Consider the following 2,237-nt stretch of genomic DNA (forward strand, 5'->3'; position numbering starts at 1 on the left):
ATGTTAATCCTTCGGGTCGTATTCCAGATACTTACGCGCGTGATTTTAAAAAAGCCCCTACATGGTTTAACTTTGGTAACAATCTAATACCTAACGGTCAAGATTACCTTTCTGTTCAAGATAAAAAATCAACTTATATATATTCCTTTGTTGATTATGAAGAAGGAATTTATGTAGGTTATCGTTATTACGAAACACGCGGCTTTACAGATGTTGAAACATGGTATAATGAAAATGTTGTATTCCCGTTTGGATATGGGTTAAGCTATACTACTTTTTCGCAAGAAATAACCAACAAACAGGCTTTGCAAAACACAATAATAACAGCCGACAAAACAATCATAGTAAATGTAAAGGTCACTAATACAGGATCTGTCGCAGGCAAAGATGTAGTCCAGCTTTATGTTACCCCTCCTTATATTGAGGGCGGTATTGAAAAATCCCATGTAGTGTTAGCTGGTTTTGCAAAAACAGGTATTATACAACCAGGCGCATCTGAAACTGTTACAGTAGAAATTGACCCGTATTATTTTGCGTCATATGATTACAATGATAAAAACCAAAATGGATTTAAGGGTTATGAGCTTGAAAGCGGAAAATATATTATAAGATTATGCGCTAACGCGCATGAGCAAATTGACAGCTTTGAAGCTACAGTTCAAGAGCCAGGAATCAAGTACGAGACAGATCCTGTGACGGGTTATTCAGTAGTCAATAGATTTGACGATATAGATGATGAATTAGGCTCAATATTATCTAGAACTGATTGGGGAGGAACTTTTCCTGCAACGCGAACAACACAAGAAAGAGAACTTGACGCGTTGACAAACCAAAAAATTAACTCAATTGCTACCAATAATCCGTTTCAAACTAATGAATTCCCTATTATAGGCGAAGAAAACGACGTAACATTGCGCGACTTGGTAGGCAAAGATTATGACGATCCGCTTTGGGATAAATTGCTTAATAGATTAAAAGTAAATGATATGATAAACCTTTTCAATAATGGCGCGTTTCAAACCGCCGCTATTATGGAAATTGGAAAACCCAGAACAAATGATGCTGATGGTCCCGCAGGTTTTGTAAACTTCATGTCAGATCCTAGCGTGGGCGCGGTTTATGGTACAAGCCATTACGCGTGCGAGCCTATAATGGCTGCGACTTGGAATGTGGATTTGCTATTTGATTTTGGCGAAGCCATAGGCAATGAAGCGTTAATTGGCGATGAAAGAGGCGATGGAACTCCTTATTCTGGGTGGTATGCTCCTGGCATCAATCTACACCGTTCGCCTTTTGGCGGAAGGGCTGGAGAGTATTTTTCAGAAGACAGCTTTTTATCCGGCATGCTTGCGGCATATGAAATTCAAGGCGCAATGTCAAAAGGAGTTTACACTCAGGTAAAACACTTTGCAGTCAATGAGCAAGAAACTTCTCGAAGAGGAATTTGCACATGGCTAGACGAGCAAACGCTTCGCGAAATATATCTAAGGCCTTTTGAAATGGCAGTTAAAATAGGAAAAACCAGAGGCATGATGTCATCCTTTAACAGAATAGGCGCAAAATGGACAGGAGGAGATTATCGCCTATTAACCGAAGTGCTTCGCAATGAATGGGGTTTTAGGGGCATGGTAATTTGCGATTTTAATACAGGAAGCCATATGGATTCTAGACAAATGGCTTATGCCGGCGGCGATCTCAATTTGCAAACATTCAATCAAGAATGGAAACCTAAAAAATCTGACCCAACCGATATGACAATATTAAGAGAGCGCGTAAAAAATATTTTATACACGGTATGCAACTCTAACGCAATGAATTCTGAAGTATTAGGTTACAAACCGCCTGTTTGGATGGTCCTAATGTTTATTATTGATGCCGTAGTGGTGGCAGGTCTAGGATTATGGGGCTTTTTTGCAATTAGAAAAGCATATAAAGCTCAAAAACAAAAAACTAGTTAAATAAATTAATAATTATAATTAACATTGTTTTAATCCCTTTCAGAGTAAGTCTGAAAGGGATTTTTTTCAAGCAGTAAGGTAATCAACCAAAGAAGCGGCAAAAAGCCTAAAATGCTATATTGTTGGCTTCAAGTCGGTATTAATTTTTTCAAAGAACTTGACTATATATCAAAAAAAGGTTTATAATTTTTGTAAACTTGTAACAAAATTATGATATAAAATATCTTTATTTTATTTGCTTAGGCAAAAATTTTTATCAATTCTTTATGATTCTTTAAA

The 2,237-nt window shown here is 37.1% G+C and carries 1 protein-coding gene; it reads left to right on the plus strand.

The features are described from left to right. A partial coding sequence (locus GX756_05115; protein ID NLC17242.1) for a beta-glucosidase occupies nucleotides 1-1,958 on the plus strand: 1,958 nt, incomplete at its 5' end. Nucleotides 1,959-2,237: the final 279 nt, after the last annotated feature.

This window comes from Clostridiales bacterium, assembly GCA_012512255.1.
Taxonomy (GTDB): Bacteria; Bacillota; Clostridia; order Christensenellales; family DUVY01; genus DUVY01.